15 protein-coding genes are annotated in these 16957 nt (G+C 69.2%); 9 read left to right on the top strand and 6 right to left on the bottom strand.

Annotated elements, in window-relative coordinates; translation table 11 throughout:
- Positions 1–18 precede the first annotated feature (18 nt).
- Positions 19–894, top strand: coding sequence for an alpha/beta fold hydrolase (locus tag ABEA10_RS30620; protein WP_345469999.1), 876 nt, complete (start codon positions 19–21; stop codon positions 892–894).
- 19 nt (positions 895–913) lie between these two features.
- Here the strand turns inward: ABEA10_RS30620 and ABEA10_RS30615 are convergent, their stop codons facing one another.
- From ABEA10_RS30615 to ABEA10_RS30605, 3 genes are all read right to left on the bottom strand, one after another.
- On the bottom strand, positions 914–1627 hold the full coding sequence (locus tag ABEA10_RS30615) for an MgtC/SapB family protein (protein ID WP_425550980.1): 714 nt from the start codon (positions 1625–1627) through the stop codon (positions 914–916).
- 72 nt (positions 1628–1699) lie between these two features.
- The gene (locus ABEA10_RS30610; RefSeq protein WP_345469801.1) at positions 1700–3157 is read right to left on the bottom strand and encodes an MFS transporter; all 1458 of its coding nucleotides are present in this window, start codon (positions 3155–3157) and stop codon (positions 1700–1702) included.
- Positions 3158–3198: 41 nt separating this feature from the next.
- Positions 3199–3669 (bottom strand): RrF2 family transcriptional regulator, encoded by a 471-nt coding sequence (locus tag ABEA10_RS30605; RefSeq protein ID WP_345469799.1) that lies wholly within the window; start codon positions 3667–3669, stop codon positions 3199–3201.
- A 129-nt stretch (positions 3670–3798) separates the two neighbouring features.
- Between ABEA10_RS30605 and ABEA10_RS30600 the strand changes: the two genes are divergently transcribed.
- Together ABEA10_RS30600 and ABEA10_RS30595 are read left to right on the top strand one after the other, a co-directional pair.
- On the top strand, positions 3799–4851 hold the full coding sequence (locus tag ABEA10_RS30600) for a sulfite oxidase (protein ID WP_345469797.1): 1053 nt from the start codon (positions 3799–3801) through the stop codon (positions 4849–4851).
- Between the two features lie 237 nt (positions 4852–5088).
- On the top strand, positions 5089–6324 hold the full coding sequence (locus ABEA10_RS30595; RefSeq protein ID WP_345469795.1) for a cytochrome P450: 1236 nt from the start codon (positions 5089–5091) through the stop codon (positions 6322–6324).
- A 248-nt stretch (positions 6325–6572) separates the two neighbouring features.
- Here the strand turns inward: ABEA10_RS30595 and ABEA10_RS30590 are convergent, their stop codons facing one another.
- Both ABEA10_RS30590 and ABEA10_RS30585 read right to left on the bottom strand, forming a co-directional pair.
- Entirely contained in the window at positions 6573–7157 is a 585-nt protein-coding gene (locus ABEA10_RS30590) for a hypothetical protein (RefSeq protein ID WP_345469793.1), read from the bottom strand.
- Positions 7158–7565: 408 nt separating this feature from the next.
- Complete coding sequence (locus tag ABEA10_RS30585; protein ID WP_345469791.1) at positions 7566–7874, bottom strand: hypothetical protein; 309 nt, start codon at positions 7872–7874, stop codon at positions 7566–7568.
- Between the two features lie 473 nt (positions 7875–8347).
- Here ABEA10_RS30585 and ABEA10_RS30580 point away from each other — a divergent pair, with 473 nt between their 5' ends.
- The gene (locus ABEA10_RS30580; protein ID WP_345469789.1) at positions 8348–10672 is read left to right on the top strand and encodes a fused MFS/spermidine synthase; all 2325 of its coding nucleotides are present in this window, start codon (positions 8348–8350) and stop codon (positions 10670–10672) included.
- Positions 10673–10784: 112 nt separating this feature from the next.
- Here ABEA10_RS30580 and ABEA10_RS30575 read toward each other — a convergent pair whose 3' ends face one another.
- Positions 10785–12038: a helix-turn-helix domain-containing protein gene (locus tag ABEA10_RS30575; RefSeq protein ID WP_345469787.1), complete on the bottom strand. Its 1254-nt coding sequence runs from the start codon at positions 12036–12038 to the stop codon at positions 10785–10787.
- Positions 12039–12258: 220 nt separating this feature from the next.
- On the opposite strand from ABEA10_RS30575, the gene ABEA10_RS30570 reads away from it, so the two are divergent.
- From ABEA10_RS30570 to ABEA10_RS30550, 5 genes are all read left to right on the top strand, one after another.
- Positions 12259–12537, top strand: coding sequence for a hypothetical protein (locus ABEA10_RS30570; protein WP_345469785.1), 279 nt, complete (start codon positions 12259–12261; stop codon positions 12535–12537).
- 418 nt (positions 12538–12955) lie between these two features.
- Positions 12956–13111, top strand: coding sequence for a hypothetical protein (locus tag ABEA10_RS30565; RefSeq protein ID WP_345469783.1), 156 nt, complete (start codon positions 12956–12958; stop codon positions 13109–13111).
- A 65-nt stretch (positions 13112–13176) separates the two neighbouring features.
- Positions 13177–13737 carry a hypothetical protein gene (locus ABEA10_RS30560; protein WP_345469781.1) on the top strand — a complete coding sequence of 187 codons (561 nt, stop codon included), beginning with the start codon at positions 13177–13179 and terminating at the stop codon, positions 13735–13737.
- A complete protein-coding gene (locus tag ABEA10_RS30555; RefSeq protein ID WP_345469779.1) occupies positions 13734–15089 on the top strand; it encodes an SLC13 family permease in 1356 nt (451 codons plus the stop codon). The genes ABEA10_RS30560 and ABEA10_RS30555 overlap by 4 nt, the downstream gene beginning before the upstream one ends.
- Before the next feature lie 13 nt (positions 15090–15102).
- Positions 15103–16953 (top strand): ABC transporter ATP-binding protein, encoded by a 1851-nt coding sequence (locus ABEA10_RS30550; RefSeq protein WP_345469778.1) that lies wholly within the window; start codon positions 15103–15105, stop codon positions 16951–16953.
- The last annotated feature ends 4 nt before the right edge of the window (positions 16954–16957 follow it).

Here is a 16957-nt window from a genome sequence, read left to right as displayed (position 1 = left end):
CTTCGGTCCGTGACTCAAATGAAAACCATTACGGCGAACGGCCTGAAATTCGGCTACCTGGAAGAAGGGCCTTCGGACGGGCCTCTCGCGCTCATTCTTCACGGATTTCCCGACTCCCCGCATTCATGGCGCAATCTGTTGTCAGAAATGGCCGCCGCGGGTTTTCACGCAGTCGCACCCTTCATGCGGGGCTACGCCCCCACCGAGATCCCCTCCGACGGCGCCTACCAGATCGGTGCGCTGGTCGCCGACACCAACGCGCTGCACGAAGCTCTGGGGGGCACCGACGAGGCCGTCATCATCGGGCATGACTGGGGCGCTCCCACCGTCTACGGCGCCGTGGCGCACGCACCCGACCGCTGGCGCCGGGCCGTCACCATGGCCGTACCGCCCCTGCAAACGGCGTTCGACGGCGGCTTCTTCGGCCTGGACTACACCCAGCTCAAGCGCTCGTTCTACATGTTCCTGTTCCAGACGCCGCTGGCCGAGCCCGCCGTGTCAATGAACGACCTGGCGTTCATCGACGGGCTGTGGCGGGACTGGTCGCCCGGCCTGGAGGCGCCCGAGGAGATCGCCCGCACCAAGGACTGCCTCCGCGAGCCGGCCAACCTCACCGCCGCGATCAACTACTACCGTGCCCTGTTCGACCCCTCGGTCCACGTTGCGGCGTACGCGGCCGAACAGCAGGCGGCCGAACAGGGCGTCGGGAAGTGTCCCGTCCTGTACCTGCACGGCACCGGCGACGAGTGCATCGGCGCCGACGTCTCCGTGGGGGCCGAGCAGCACCTTCCCGTGGGATCGCGCATCGAGCTGATCGAGGGCGCCGGGCACTTCCTGCACCTGGAGCGGCCCGAGGAGATCTCCCGGAAGATCGTCGACTGGCTCTCCAGGTGAGCGGTGCCTGAGGCGAGTTCTAGAGTTGCGGGGCGTTCGTGTCGTCGGTGGAGACGGTGAGCACGCCGTCGATCTCCGACAGCCTCGTGGCCAGCCCGCTGACCGAGCCGCCGCCCTGGACGGCCAGCGTCACCGAGACCGTGCCGGACTGGGGGTCGCTCTGGTCGACGGACAGCCGGCCGATGACGAAGCCGTGCTCCGTGCAGTACTCGATCACCCGGCGCAGGATGCCCCGGCGGTCGAGGTAGGTGAGGTGCAGCAGCGCCGGCGCGTACTTGGAGCGGGGCAGGCGCGCCGCCAGCGGTGTCAGCACCACCATGACCACGAAGTACCCGGCCGTGACGAGCAGCGCGAGCAGCCAGAGCCCGGCCCCGGCGGCCATGCCCACGGCGGCGGTCAGCCACACGGCCGCCGCGGTGGTCAGGCCGCGCACCACGTCGCGGCGGACGAAGATCAGCCCGCCGCCGATGAAGCCGATGCCGGAGACGATCTGCGCCGCGACCCGGGAGGGATCCAGGGCGATGTGACCGTCCAGCACGTCGGTGAAGCCGTACTTGGACACCAGCATGATCAGCGCGGAGGCGAAGCCGACGAGCGTGTGCGTGCGCAGCCCGGCGCTCTTCTGCCGGATCTCGCGTTCGACGCCGATCGCGGCGGACAGGACCAGGGCGATCAGGAGCTCACCGATCTGCACCATGCCCTGACCGGTGGGTTCGCCGAATGCCGCAATCACCCGATCAAGGCTACGACGTGGCCCCGGACATTCGCGCACTCCGTTCGCTGATGGGCGAACGGCGGAGAGGGCTCACCGGACCCACGTACGCGCGGGCTCGGCGGAGGCGTCCAGGGGCAGTTCGGCCTGGACGGTGAAGCCGCCGTCACGGCGGGGACCGGTGTGCAGCCGGCCGCCGAGGGCGGCGACCCGTTCACGCATGCCGGTCAGGCCGATGCCCGGCTCGGGCGGCGTGCCCGGCCTGGCCAGCCCGTCGTCGTCCACCTGCACCGTCAGGTGGTCCGGGCGGTAGGCGATCCGCACCAGCGCGGACGCGCCGCCGGAGTGCCGGGAGACGTTGGTCAGGGCCTCCTGGACGATGCGGTACGCCGTACGGTCCACCTCGCAGGGCAGCAGACGGCGCTCACCGCTGACGGTCACCGCCGTGGGCACCCCGGCCGAGCAGGCCCGATCGATCAGGCCGGACAGCTGGTCGAGGCCGTTGCCGGCGGGCTCGCTGTCGGGGTCGCGGAGCAGGTGCAGGGCCACGCGGAGCTCGCGCATGGCCTCCGCGCTCGCCTCCTCGATGGCCAGGAGGCTCTCCGGCACGGGTTCGTCGCGCCGGCGGGCCAGGTGCACCGCGATGCCGGCCTGCACCTTGATGAGCGTGATGTTGTGCGTCAGCGAGTCGTGCAGCTCACGGGCGATGCGGCGGCGCTCCTCGCCGGCGCGGCGCAGCCCGGTCACCAAGTTGGCGAACATCGCGCCCAGCCCGTACGCGAAGAGCACCACCACGGCGGCGGCGTCCGGCAGGCCGATCGCCTTCAGTTGCGGGACGAAGTAGGCGTAGACGCCATAGGCGACGGCGACGCAGAGCACGGCGATCGGCACCACGGCGGGCAGACCGGGCCGGAGTGCCGGCCGCATGCGGGCGCGGGCCCGGCCGGGCAGCGACGGCAACGTGAGCGCCACGGCAGCCCCGGCGAGCAGGCAGACCAGGGACACCGTGCCGAGCACGGCACGCCAGCCGAGCCAGCGGCCGGCGACGTCGCCGAGGGCCAGTCCCAGCGTGATGGCGATCGCCATACCGCTGATGATCACGATCAGCGCGGCCAGGCGAGCCCGGGGCCGTACGAGCGTGGTGCACACCTGGGCGGCGATCGGCGTGTACGTGGCGGCGCCGGCGGCGGCGAGCATCCGGCCGGCGATGAGGACCGGCAGGGTCGGCGCCAGCGCCGAGACGAGGTTGGCCAGGCCGATGACGACCAGCGCGCCGGCCAGGAGCACCCGGCGCGGGACGCGTGCGGTCGTCGCGAAGAGCACCGGCGCGAGGACCGCGTAGGTGAGCACGAAGACGGTGATCGCCCGGCCGCCCGCGGCGGTGGACACGTGCAGCGTGTCCGTGATCGACGGCAGGAACCCGGCGATGACGAAGGCGTCGGCGCCGACGGCGTACGTGCCGAGGACCAGGACCAGCGTCGGGCTCAGCTCGCCCGGTGCCGCCAGGCCGCGGCCGGGAGACCGGCTCGGCGAAGACGAGATACAGGACATCGGAAGTCTCCTTGTACCCGTGCGACCCCCGTGCGACGGCGTCAGCCGACGGCGAACCAGTCGCGGGTCCGCTCGGCCGCCACGCCCGGCGCCCCCGCCAGCAGGTCGGCGAGCGTGTGGGAGGCGAGTTCGCGCCGCCACGCGAGTTCCGCCTTACGCATCGCGGTGGTGATCACACACTGTCGTTGGAAATCTTGCGGCCGGCCCTTCCCCGCGCCTCGCTGCCGGATCTCGGTGCAGCGGAAGGCGTACTCGGCGCCCTCGATCGCCGCCACGACCTCCATGACGGTGATCTTCTCGGGGGATCGGGCGAGCCGGAACCCGCCATGGGCTCCGGGGGTCGAGCTGAGCACGCCCGCGCGGACCAGCGCTTGAAGACGCTTGTTCAGATAGGCCGGCGGAAGCTCGAAGACCGCCGCGAGCTTCGCCGTAGGCACCGGCTCGTCACTCTCGAGCCAGCCGAGCGTGAGGAGGCAGTGCAGTGACCACTCCACTCCCTCGCCCATGCGCATACCTGGACATTACACGTCCAGATAGCTTCGCGCGACCCCGATATGCCCTCTGACCTGCGACGATCACGTGAACGGCCCGCGTTCTCCGGCCGGCCGGCTCGGGTATCTCCGCTGGGGGAGGGGTGTCCGATGGCGCCGTGGGGCAAGCGCGACGACATGATCACGCACGACACGGAGCCGTACAACGCGGAGCCGCCGCCCGAAGCGCTCGCCGGACGGACGCTGACCCCCGTCGACACCTTCTTCGTCCGCGGTCACGGCCCCATCCCGACCCTGGACCCGGACGCGTGGCGCCTGTCGGTCGGGGGCCTGGTCGAGCACCCGATGACGCTGTCGCTGGACGATCTGCACGTCCGGTTCCCCCGCCGCGACGTCGTCGCGACCCTCCAGTGCGCGGGCAACCGGCGCGTCGGCCTCCAGGCGGTGCGCCCCATCCCCGGCGAGACGCCCTGGCGTTCCGGGGCGATCTCGACCGCGCGCTGGACCGGCGTCAGCCTGGCGGACGTCCTGGCCCACGCGGTGACGCGGCCGGACGCCGCCCACGTGGAGTTCACCGCGCCGGACGTCTCCCCGGAGGCACGGCCGTCGCAGGCGTACGGCGGGTCGATCCCGCTGGCCAAGGCCACGGCCGGCGAGGTGCTGCTGGCGTGGACCATGAACGGCCGTCCGCTGCCGGCCGTGCACGGCGGCCCGGTCCGCGTGGTCGTGCCCGGGTACCTCGGCGCCCGCAGCGTGAAGTGGGTGACCGGGGTGACCGTACGCGACCGGCCCTCGGAGAACTACTTCCAGGCCGTCGCGTACCGGCTGCCCGAGGGCGGCGCGCTCGGGCCGGTCGCGCCGGGCTCCGACATCCTGGCGCCCGGCGAGAACGCGGTGCTGCCGGCCGGGCCGGTCATGGTGCACGGGTACGCCTTCGGCGGCGAGGACCGCGGTGTCGACCGGGTGGAGGTGTCCTCGGACGGCGGTCTCTTCTGGCGCCCGGCCGACCTCGACCCGGCGTACGGGCGGTGGGCGTGGCGGCTGTGGCGCGCGGTCCTCGACCTGCCGGTGGGCGAGTCGACCCTCGTCGCGAGGGCCTGGGACACCGACGGCGCCTGCCAGCCCGAGTCCGCCGCCTCCCTGTGGAACCCGGGCGGCTACGTCAACAACGCCTGGCCCCGCGTACGCGTCGTGGTCGCCTGACCGATCGCCGGAGAGCCGCGCCGGAGACCGGCCCGTGACCAGTGCTTGGCAACGCTCGGTGATTACGCGATGCTGATGAGTCACCGAAGAGGATGCCGGGACACTCTCCCGGCCGACCCGTGAGGTCTGCGTGTGGGCGCCGGTGCCGAGAGTGGCGCGATCCGGCCGGTGCCGCGCGTGACCGCCCCCGCGGCCACCGGCGTCCAACCAGTTGACACCCCTACGCGATGAGGTCCGATGAGCGACGATCTCGCCACACTGGAGTTCTGGGCCCGGCCCCCGGAGGAGCGGCTGCGGGTGTTCGCCCGGCTGCGCGCGCGGGACCGGCCCGCCTTCTTCGCCGAACAGCGGATCCCCTTCGTACGGGCGGGCCGCGGCTTCTACGCGCTCGTACGTCACGAGGACGTCGTGCACGCGAGCCGCAACGCCAAGGTGTTCAGCAGCGAGCCCGCCGCGACCTCGCCCGAGCCGCCGCCGTGGGTGTCCCTGCTGTTCGGGCGTCCGATGGTGAACATGGACGACCCGCGGCACGCGCGGCTGCGGCGCATCGTGTCCCGCGCGTTCACCCCGCGCCGGCTCGAGCAGATCGACGAGCACATCGCCAAGACCGCCACCGAGATCGTCGACGACGTCCTGCGCGGCGGGTCCGGCGACTTCGTCGCCGACGTGGCCGCCCGCCTGCCCATCAAGGTCATCTGCGCCATGATGGGCGTCCCCGAACACTCCCACGCGATGGTCGCCGCCTCCGTCGACGCCATGACCGAGTACTCCGGCGTCCGCGGCGACGTGGCGCGGCTCCGTACGCTCCGGCTCTTCGGTGGCAACCTCCGGGCCATCGTCGACCTGCACCGCCTGGTCGCCCGCCTGGGCCGCGAACGCCGCGAGGCGCCGGGCGACGACCTCATCTCGGCGCTGGTCACCGCCGACGTCGACGGCGAGCGGCTCTCCGTGCGCGAGCTGGGCGCCTTCTTCGACCTGCTGCTGGTGGCGGGCAACGAGACGACCCGCAACGCCATCGCGCACGGGCTGAAGCTGTTCACCGACCATCCCGACCAGCGGGCGATCCTGCTGGCCGACCTCGATCGCCGCGTCGGCGGCGCGATCGAGGAGATCGTGCGCTACGCCTCGCCGATCATCCAGTTCCGGCGGACGCTGACCCGCGACTACGAGATGAACGGCCACACGTATCGCAAGGGTGACAAGGTGGTGTTGTTCTACCTGTCCGCGAACCGCGACGAAGACGTCTTCGCCGAGCCGGACCGGTTCGACATCACCCGGCAGCCGAACCCCCACGTCGGGTTCGGGGGGCCCGGCCCGCACGTGTGCCTCGGCTCGCACCTGGCCCGGCGTGAGCTCGCCGCGATGTTCCGGGAGCTGTTCACCCGGATCCCCGGCATCCGCGCGGCGGGGGAGCCGGAGCTGCTGCTGTCCAACTTCGACAACGGCATCAAACGCCTCCCGTACCGTACGTAGCCGTCCGCCGGGCGCGTCAGGCGCCTGCCTCGCCGGACGGGGCCTGGGACGCGTCCGGCGGCCGGACGAGCGAGACCGGGTGAGGGGATGATCCCCGCACCCGGTCCACTCTGGGCGGCTCCGCGACCCGGCGGTCTTTGCGACCGTTCTTGGCCAGGGTCGCCGACGCGATCGCTCAAAACGCCGCATCCGCCGCTCAGGGGCCCGTCTCACGGCCCCCGATGGGGACGTCGAGCCGGGCCCTGGTCTCAGCGCCTCGCGCCGAAGTCGTTGCCGACGATGATGTTGTCGCCGCGGTCGTCATCGTCGCGGTCGCGGTCGCGGCCGAAGTCGTCGTCGAAGCCGAACCGGCCGCAGCCGAAGCGGCAGCGGTGACGGAACAGACCGAAGTCGCTGTCGCGGTCGAAATCGCGGAACCCTCGGTTGAACCCGCCGCCGGCCCAGGCCGTGTTGATGTTGCGGTTGCGGACGTTCACCCGTACGAGGACTCGGTTGTGATTGCGATTGAAGTTGAGGTTCCGGTTGTGGTTGCGGTGGCTCGAATAGTGGTGGTGGTGGTGCCGATGACCCTGAACGAGCGCACCGGCGTACGCGGGAGAGCCAGTGATCAACACGCCGCCCGCTGCGGCAACGGCCAGACCAGCAAGGGCGTATGTCCTCTTCTGCACGTCGTCTCCTTCTTGCGAGAAATGGCGCGAAGGCCAGTGATGCCCGATTTGGGCGCCATGGCGTACATTCCCGGCCAGTTTCGAGACGTGGATATGACGGGGTAAGACGCCGACAAAGAGTGGTGAAATCGGCGGATTTGGGCGTGTGGTGTAACGATTTCGCATCGCGTGCGCCGGGAGGTCGGCGGTGGGTTCGGGGGCGTTCGGCGGGCCGGTGGCTGAGGGACGGGCAGCGGCTTGGTGGTGGCGGCGGGCCGGTCGGCGGGGCGGTCGGCGGGGCGGTCGGCGGGGCGGGGCTGGGGGTGGGGTGGCGGTTCGGTGGTTGCGGCTCGCGTCACTCTGCCGGGCGGTCCCGGGCGGGGCGGAGCGCCGGAGGGGGCGTTGCCCGGCGGTTCTCTCGCGTCGTCGCGACGCCGTGCTCGCCGGGCGGGAGACGAAAAAGGTGTGGCAGAGCGATGGCTCTGCCACACCTTTCTGCCAGGCGACTCGACCGCTCAGGGAGGCGTTCCCTGGGGCGTGTTCCGTCGCACTGTGGCGGGACGGCCTCTTCGGCCGCTCTCAAGGCCGGTCCGATCAGAGGCCGCCGCCGGTGGTCGTGCCGACGCCGAGCCCGGTGTCGCGACCGCCACGGCCGCCCGGACGAGCGACGGCGATGTTGTTGTTCCGGTTGCGCAGCCGCAGCCGGATGCGGTTCAGATTATCGTTCTCGTTACCGCTCCAGTTCCTGGTGCGGTTCGCCCCGCCGAAAGCCCGGTGGGAGCTGGCGCAACAGCCACCACCCCCCCACGCCGGAGTCTGGGCGGACGCGGTTCCACTGAGCAGGGCGGTCCCGGCGGCTGCTGAAGCCAGGACACCGGCGGCCGCGATGATTTGCTTGAGCACGGTAAGTCTCCTTCGCTGTTCGGAATTGGAGCGATGGCTCTCACGAACAGGCACTCCCGTAAGTTATTGAGAGCGCCCGTCATGAAATGTTCCCCGGCCCCATCGCGACAAAATATGGAACGAGTAAGGCGGCCACAAAGAAGACATGGGCGATAATTAATGCCGTATATCTGCGCGCCGTGCTTTCTAATATTCCCGTGCGTTCGCCGGCGAAGACAATCGCCAAGTAAGATGAGCGCAAAGAGCGTATGTGTCATTAGATATCGGGACGAAAGTGTGCTTCGCCGTGCCGTTCGGCGGCGCGGTTCCGGGCGCGGGAGAGTGGTCGAATGTGTGACTTCGGCGTTATGTCGCAGTACGTCTCGCGATAAAGGTCATCTGCCTCGGAGCGGGCCGATGTCACGTTTGTCCAGATGAGTTTCCGCCGAGCGAGGCAAGGGAATAGCGGAAGCTGCAGCGCCTACTGTGCAGAATTGAACGCGAAAAAACGCGCGCACCCGTCAGTGTCGCGGCCCGGCGCATCGAATTCTTTAGGCCGCCTTGGGAGAACAGCTATGAGCGTAGCCGAAATCAAGCCAGACCTCGATGTCGCGAAGGGGGCACCACCCAGACGGGGGGCCGTCGGCGTCGCGATCGTGGTCTTCACCTTAACGACACTGGTGGCTGCGAGTCTGCTGTTCACGGTGGAGCCGATGGTAGCGAAAATGCTGCTGCCGATTTACGGCGGATCGCCGATGGTGTGGAACACCTCCATGCTGTTCTTCCAGGTCGCGCTCCTCCTCGGTTACACCTACGCGCATCTCTCGCAGCGGCTGCTCGGCGCTCGCTGGCAGCCCCTGGTCCACATCCTGCTCGTGGTGGCACCCCTGCTGGCGCTGCCGATGTCGTTGCCCGGCTGGTCGGTGGAGGGTGGATCGGCGCCGGTCGCCCTGTGGCTGCTGCTCGTACTGACGGCGGTCGTCGGCGCGCCGTTCACCGTGCTGTCCACGATCGGCCCGCTGATCCAGCGCTGGTATTCCTGGGCCGGCCTGCCGCGGTCCAAAGACCCTTACTTCCTCTACGCCGCCAGCAATGTCGGCAGCATGCTCGCGCTGCTCGCCTATCCATTCGTCATCGAACCAGCGGCGGATCTGGAGGCTCAGGCGCGCTGGTGGGCGTTGGGCTATCGCGTATTCGTCGTCCTGGTGGTCGCGTGCGTGCTGGTCATCCGATTCCGTACGTCCAGGGCGCCCGCGGAAACGCCGGCCGAGAGTGAGACGGCGGCGGAGGCGGTGGCCGAGAAGATCACCTGGCGGCGCCGAATGCGCTGGCTGGGCCTGGCCTTCATTCCGTCGTCTCTCATGCTCGGCGCCACCACCCATATCTCGACCGACATCGCTCCGGTGCCGTTGATGTGGGTGGTGCCGCTGGCGCTCTACCTGGCGACGTTCATCATCGCCTTCGGGTCGAAGAAGCACCGTTGGCTGAGGTACATGGTCACCATCGCCGCGATCTCCGCCGCGTTGATTCCGTGGACCCTCTACATCATCGGTCCCGACTTCATCGGGATATTGCTCGCCCTGACGCTCGTCCTCGTCGCCGGACTGGCCTGTCACGGCCTTCTCGCCAAGGACCGGCCGGACCCGCGCCGGCTGACCGAGTTCTTCCTGATCGTCTCGCTCGGCGGCGCGTTCGGTGGGGCGTTCAACACGCTGGTCGCCCCGGTGGTCTTCAACTGGACGGCGGAGTTCCCGCTCGTGGTGACCAGCCTCGCGCTCCTGCCGATCCTGCTGCGGAAGTCGGACGCGCCCACGCGCTGGGCCTTGCCCGGATTGGCCGTGTCGGTCAAGGTGTTCGTGCTCGCCGGACCTCTCGTCCTGCTGGCCGCCACGATCGTTCTCCGGCTGGACGCGTCCTCGTTCATCCCCGCGGCCCTGCTGGTCGGCATCCCGTGGTGCGTCCTCGCGATACGGCGGCCCCGCATGATGGCGATCGGCGTCGCGCTGTCGACCGCGCTGCTCCTGTGGTTCCGGATGCCGACGGACTCGATCCGGGAGCGGACCTTCTTCGGTAACTACCACGTCTACATGGACGGCAGCGGCCGGCGGATGTTCGGCCACGGTTCGACGGTGCACGGCTTCCAGTTCACCGGCGGGCCCCTGCGGACCACTCCGGTCGCCTACTTCGGGCGCTCCGGACCGTTCGGCGATCTCTTCGCCGCGTACGGCGAACACAGCAGTCGCGTGGCCATCGTCGGCCTGGGCACCGGTGTCATGGCGGCGTACGGGCACAAGGGCCAGACGATGGACTTCTACGAGATCGATCCCGTGGTCCTCAAGATCGCCTCCAACTGGTTCAGCTACCTGAGCGACAGCCAGGCCGATGTGAACGCCATCATCGGCGACGGACGCCTCGAGCTCGAGAAGGTGCCCGACGGGTCGTACGGGATGATCGTCCTGGACGCGTTCACGTCCGACTCGGTGCCGCCGCACCTGCTGACATACGAGGCGCTTCAGCTGTACATGCGCAAGCTGGCGCCGGGCGGCGTGCTGGCGTTCAACGTCACCAACCGGAGCCTTGACCTCGCGCCCATGCTCGCGGCCACCGCTCGCGCGGCCGGCCTGGTGTCGATGACCGGCACCGGCGCCGAGGATCCGCAGAAGATCTACTACCACTCGCGCTGGGTCGCCATCGCACGCAAGGACGCCGACCTGCGGCCACTGCGCGCCAAGTCCTGGCGATGGCACGCGCCGCCGGCGGGCGGCCCGGTCTGGACCGACGCCCATTCCTCACTCTTCGGCGTCCTGGACCTCGGCTGAGCGAGGCGGTCCGTCCAGGGCATCGGTCGTGACGACGCGGGCTCCCGTCCGGCAGGGCGCGGAGCCCGCGTCGTTCACCTGGACAGCGGAGGCGGCCGAGCGCTCGCCGCGATCAGATCCGGCCGAGGTAGCCGTGCCACTTCCTGGGCTCCGGCAGGTTCCGGATCTGGAGGAGGTGACGCAGGCAGGTCAGGGCGGCGTCGACGGCCGCATCGGTCATCCTGTGCTGGAAGAGCTCGAAGTCGTTGTCGCTGAAGACCCGGGCGTCGGAGATGTCGACGATCATGCCGCGCTGGGTCGGTAGTTCCTCGCAGGCGCTCTCCAGCTTCTTCGCGGTCAGCAGGCATTTGTCGGGGTCGTAGCCCGAGACCTCGGCCGAGCGCTGGACGAGCTGCGGCCCGACGCGGACGTAGATGACGAACGTCTCGTGGTCGGCGCGGGGGAGGAGCTGCGGCACGTCGGTGAGCGCGTCCGGGAAGGCGCACGACCAGACCATCCGGTCGAGCAGCCGGCTGCGAGGGTGGAGCAGCGAAGCCGTGAAGATCTGTGCGGCGGCGCGGCCGACCGTCTCCTGGTCGGCCCCCATGAGCAGGCCCGCCTCGGCACACGCGTCGGTCTTCATGTTGCGGTAGCCGTAGTCGATCGCGTCCGCGATGAGCGAGCCGACGAGCTCCGCGTGGGTCCAGGGGATCCCGAGAGTGACGATGGTGTTCGGGAAGTCGGTCATCGGGGCGAGCCCCCGCCCGCGTGTCTGCTCGTCCTCGGGCACCTCCAGCAGCAGGGCCGGGCGTTCCCGCCAGCCGGGGACGTCGTGATGACGCCAGATGACGCCCAGGGCGGCCAAGGCCGCGCCGAGGTCGTTCTCGATCTTCTGCCGGAGTGCGAGCAGGGACTCGCCGCTGGGCCGGGACCGCTCGAGCCCGATCACCGTGTGCGGAGCGAGAGCGTGCTCGATGCCGCGGAGCTCGGGCCGGATGGTCACCTGCCAGCCGGGGTCCCGCTGCAGGATCAGGCCGGCCGCGCGGGCGGCGGCGCCGAGACCGGAGGCGGTGAGCGCCTGCTCGGACCACCGCCGCACGTCCGCGTACAGGCGCTGCTGCGACTCGATCGCCTGCGTGGCCATGACGGCCGGGGAGTAGTTCTCCGGGAGGTAACCGGCGAGCTCGTGCAGGCGCCACAGCGCAAGGCCCGAGACCTTGGCGATCGCCGGCAGGGCCTCGACGTTCGGCCGCGTGGCCCCGCTCATCCACGCGGCGAACGTCGCCGGGCTGACACCCACCATCTGAGCCGCCGCGTTGTTGCTCACACGCCGCTCGCGCAACGCGGCTCCGACGACAGTGACCCACTCGGACATCTCGGACTTCATTTCCTCACCCCCGTGTTTTCTCAACAGTAACCCGATTCTGACTGAGCGCAACATGGCAAGAGAAGAGATTGTCAATCTGCTAATGGATGTCTTCGGTGGTTTGGCAGGAGCGGTGAGCGGCCATACCGTCAGTGACACCGGCAACCTGAAGGGATCGGCAATCTGAGGAGTGATGATGTCTCGTCCGTTGCAGCGATGGTTCGGCTTTACTCCGCCTCACATGCGTCCGCGTCACGTCCACCCGCAGCAGCACGATCCTCATCCTCATCCACACCCCGGCGCGGCCATGCCGTGGGGCTATCCAGGGCTGTCGCACGAATCGCTGGTCACCGTGCTCGGTGACGAGAACGCCGCCCACACGGCACGGCTCGTGCTGGACCGGGCGCCCGACGAGATGCGCGTGATCGTGGACCTGCTCATCCGGCTCCAGCTCGACCAGAGAACAGCCGCCGACCAGGGGCGACATGCCCCCGGCGCCGAGGACGAGCCGACGTCCTGACGTCCCGGGCGCAACCGCGGTGCCGCCGGCCCCGCCCCACCACGGCCAACGTCCCGTACGGCCATTTCGCCGCTAGATAATTCCCAACAAAACTTCACCGTGAGTTGGCGATATCGTGGCGAACAAAAGCCTTGTCAATCAATTGACAAAAGCGCGCATCAGGTTGACAGCTACCTTGACGCATGAATAACATTCAGTGATATCAGCGAACCAGTATGTGAAAACCGCCATGTGAGGAGAAATGATGCCTCGTCCGTCGCAGCAAGGGCCCGGCTACCCGCCGCCTCACGAGATTCCGCGTCACGTACACCCGCCGCAGTACGATTCGCATCCCCACCCTCATCCCCATCCCGGCGCGCCATGGGGATATCCGGGCCCGTCTTTCGACTCACTGGTCGCCGTCCTCGGCGATGAGGACGTGGCGCACACGGCGCGCCTCGTGCTGGACCGGGCGCCGGACGAGATGCGCGTGATCGTCGACCTGCTCGTCCGGCTTCAGCTCGAGCGCTGGCAGGCAAACGGGCACGAGGCCCCGAAGCAGGAGCGCCCACCTGACAACGCGGCGACGTTCTGATGTTCCCGGCCACGTCTGTTCCCCAGAGCCTGGTCGATCACGTTCAACACCTGGGACCGTTCACCGTGGCCTACGAGTTGCAGGGAAGGCCCCAGATCGGCCTTCCCGCGCATCCCGCCATCGGCCGCGACTTCCGTACCCGGATCACGAGCGTGCTCGCCAAGCTCATGGCGGACTGCCGGATCGGCCACCTCCTGGTGGCCGGTCCCGAACAGGTACTGCTCGAGGCCCTCGCCGACACGGCGCCGGCGCCGCCGCCCGTGACGATCTGGCTCGACGCCGGATGCACGAACGAGGTCGCGTCCGGGGTCCGCGGCAACATCCCTCGCGGGCTCGACGCCAACGTGGTGATGGCGCCCGAGCTCCCGACACCTCGCGGGTCCTGCCCGGCTCTCCTCACGCTTGGACTTCACGTGTCAGGCCTCAGCTACGTGGCGCCTGCCGTGCGCCCGCTCCTCAGCTACTTCGACAGTCGTGTACGCGGTGAAGTTGTGCTCATCGATCCCACCGACGGCGACCCGGCCGCCGTACCCGCCGGCTGGCCGGCCATCTGGACGCACAAGTACTTCACCCACGTGTACTCCTCTGCTCCGACGGATCTGGAGAGCGGAAGGCGAGCGTCATGACGGTGACCCTTCTGCCATCGGAACGGCAACCGCGTCCGCAGAGCGCCTCGCCGCAGGGCGGACGGTTCTCGGCTCTTGTGGAGAACCCCTTCCTGCCGCTCGCCGTGGTCACGGTGGTCATCGCGGGACTCTCGGCGGCTCACATCGGTCATGTCGCCGACGCGGCACGGCGCTTCCCGTTCGAGATTCTGGCGATCTTCATCGCACTCGAGTTCTACACGGCGATGGTGATCGGCACCGGTGTGGCCAGCGCGCTCGCCGTACGCCTCGCCCGATGGGGGCGGGCGAGCCGTGGCATGACCCTCGTCACCAGCGTGATCGTGTTGATCGCGACGTGTGCGATGGGCAACAACCTCACCCACGTCGGGCTGGTTCTGCCCATCCTCCTGGTGCTCCTGCGCACCCTGAGCGCGGACCGTCGCTACCTCGTCGGATACTTCGCCTGCGTGATGACGGTCGTGAACCTGGCGGGTGCGAGCACGCCGGTCGGCGACTTCCCGGCACTGACGATCCTCGCGTCGGGCATCACCAGCTTCAACTCGTACCTGGCGCTCGCGTTCCCGCTGTTCGCGATCCTGACGGCCGGCACGCTTCTGATCCTCTACCTGGCCCTGCTACGGCCGAGGGCGGGAGCGGCCGGCGCGAACACCGATCTTCAGGACGCGGGGGTCGTCCTGCTGCAGGCGCGGTACCGGCACGCGCAGGTCGACAAGCGCTCGCTGCTCGCGCTCCTCGCCGTTCTCGCCGGCATGTTCGGCGGCTGGGTCTTCCTGCACTCCGTCCCGCCGTGGGTCGTCGCGTGGGCGGGCGCGGCCCTCGGCTCGGTCGTCGCTCCCCGGGTGCGGTCGGCCGCACGCGTGGACGCCGCGGATCTGTACCCCGCGTTGAAGATCGGTGCGTTCCTGGCCGGCGCGACCTATCTGTCGACGACGGGACTCCTCCAGTTCCTGGCGCGCCTGCTCCAGGACCATCTCCACACGCCGACGCTGATGATCGTGGCGCTCATGGCGGTCGTGGCGGTCATGACCGCCTTCCTGTCGGCCGGGCCGACGGCGGCCACGCTGCTGCCGCTCTGCCAGGCCCTGGTAGCGCCGGGCGCGGTGCTCGCGGGGAAGGGCAACCTGCTGGCCGTGGCCTTCGCCGGCGCGATCTGCGCCGGTTCCAGCGCCCTCCTGTGGTCCGCGACCGCCGGGCCGCTGATCGCTCGCAAGGTCCAGAGCGCCGGGCTACGGGACGACAGCGGACGGCCGGTCGCGTTCACGGCACGCGCCTACCTGCCATGGGGCCTGCTCAACGCATCGATTCAATTCATAGTCGCCGTCATATATGTGCTCATTATGTATCGCATTTGAGGGGAGCATTTATATGCGCAAGAGTAGAGGATCACCGGAGATAAGCGCGGCTCGGCTCGCCTGGCGTGCGCTGTGCCAGCTGCACGTGAGGCAGCGCGTCTTCCTCGCGATGGCAGCGGTGGCGATGCTGGCCTCTGCGTTTCTCACCGCGATCGTGCCCGTCGTGCTGGGCCAGCTCGTGAACAAGGTCGTGGCACAACCGCACGTCATCCATCGGGCTCTCCTCACCGGACTGATCACCGTCGCCGCCGTGCTGCTGATAACACAGCTTCTGCAGGTCATCCGCAGACAGCTCGTCGAGTCGGTCTCGACGGCGTTTGAACGCGATACTCGCGAGCTGGCGTACGAGCACGTCCTTCACCAGGACCTCAGCTACGTTCAGCAGGGCAAGATCGGCGGTATCTACGGTCGGATCAACCGCGGCATCGAGGGTTCGACCAGGCTGTTGAAGCTGAGCTTCATGGACTTCCTGCCGACCGGGGCTCTGGCGCTCGCCGCCGTGGCGATCTCCTTCAGCCGCAATGTCAGCGTGGCGCTGGTCATGGCGTGCGTCATCCCGACCGGGCTGCTCCTGGTCCGATGGCAGATCCACAGCCAGGCCGGCATACGCGTCGCGGTCCGCAACCACAAAGAGGAGATCGACGGCCAGGTCGTCGAGCTGCTCCCCGCGCTGGAGACCGTGCGGGCCTACAACGCGCAGGACTACTTCAGCGCGCGCGTGGCCGTTTCGGCGGGCGAGCTGCGGGGCGCCGAGATGCGGCACCACCGCGCGATGGCATGGTTCGACGCCGCGAAATACGCGAACGAGGCGTTGTGGTACGTCCTCGTCCTCAGCTTCGCGATCGGGCTCGTGACGGTCGGCCGGCTGGGGCCGGGCGAGGTGCTGGCCTACGCGCTGCTCTTCAACAACATCATCGCTCCGCTGCGCGACCTTCACCGCATGCTGGACGAGGCCGCCGAGAGCGGACAGCAGGCGCGCGACCTCGCCAACCTGCTCGATCGGCCCAAGGACGTCAGCTTCAGCGTGAGCAACCGCCGCGCGGTCGTGCGCGAAGCCGCCCGCCAGGCCGTACCGGTCGGAGCAGGGGTGAAGGGGCCCAACGCCGGTGCGTTCTGCGACGAGGTCGTGCAGGTGCGCGACGTGATGTTCTCCTACCCGGGGGGCGACGGCAGCCGAGTGCTCGACGGCGTCAGCCTCTCCGTCCGATCCGGTGAGCGCGTCGGGCTGGCCGGACCTTCCGGCTGCGGAAAGTCGACGTTACTGAAGATAATCGACCGGCTCCAGCACGGTTATGTCGGCGACATCGAGCTCTTCGGCGTGCCGCTGTCGAGTTACAGCCGGGCGGAACTGGCCAGACGCGTCGGCTACGTGAGCCAGCGTTACTTCCTCTACCGGGGCACGATCTACGACAACATCGTGTTCGGTCTCGAAGACGAGGTCATACCCTCGCAGGTCGAAGACGCCGCGCGCCGCGCCAACGTCCACGACGTGATCAAGAACCTGTCGGACGGTTACCAGACGCTCGTGCACGAGCGGGGCGACAGTCTCTCGGGCGGCCAGGCGCAGCGCATCTGCCTCGCCCGCGCGCTGCTGCGCCGGCCGGACCTGCTCCTCCTCGACGAGCCCACCTCGGCGCTGGACAACGAGTCCCAACGCGCGGTGCAACGGGCGATCGAGGAGCTCGAGGGGATAACGATCATCGAGGTCGCCCACCGGCTCGACACCCTGCGGAGCGCGGACCGGATCTGCGTGCTCGAGGACGGCCGGCTCGCGGAGCAGGGAACCTATGACGAACTGGCGTCGTCCGACGGGGTCTTCGCCCGGCTCCTGCGGAGCTCTCACGACGAGGATCTCCGCGGCTGACGGG

The sequence above is a fragment of the Actinoallomurus oryzae genome (assembly GCF_039541955.1).
Taxonomy (GTDB): domain Bacteria; phylum Actinomycetota; class Actinomycetes; order Streptosporangiales; family Streptosporangiaceae; genus Actinoallomurus; species Actinoallomurus oryzae.
This window is presented reverse-complemented; position numbering and strand designations above follow the sequence as displayed.